This is a genomic window from Oceanobacillus alkalisoli (assembly GCF_021556485.1).
Taxonomy (GTDB): domain Bacteria; phylum Bacillota; class Bacilli; order Bacillales; family Amphibacillaceae; genus Oceanobacillus; species Oceanobacillus alkalisoli.
Genome location: NZ_JAKGBW010000113.1, coordinates 1 through 280, shown reverse-complemented (window position 1 = coordinate 280; position 280 = coordinate 1). Strand labels below are relative to the sequence as shown.

Here is a 280-nt window from a genome sequence, read left to right as displayed (position 1 = left end):
TATCCCTCGTCTGTGAGGATGACGGAGAGGAGCTGTCTGTGGAGCATGGGGACCTCGACATGCTGCTGGGAGGGCTGACGGCAGCATCCTTTGACAGTACAGTATCGATAGGACAGCTTCAGGCTTCGCCGGGGCAGGAGCTTTCAGAGACGCTGAAAAACTATGCTGCCAATTATTATGAGACCGGCGGCGGAGAGATAGATCTGAATAGTGCGCTGCAGACGCTGCGGGACCGCAGAAAGGAGACGGAGCGGTGTCTCAGAGAAGCAGAAGCTGACAG

General features: G+C 56.4%; 1 protein-coding gene. It reads left to right on the top strand.

The window, feature by feature from the left end; translation table 11 throughout:
• The coding region (locus tag LZD48_RS18605) for a hypothetical protein (RefSeq protein WP_235764157.1) at positions 1-280 on the top strand (280 nt) is incomplete at both ends.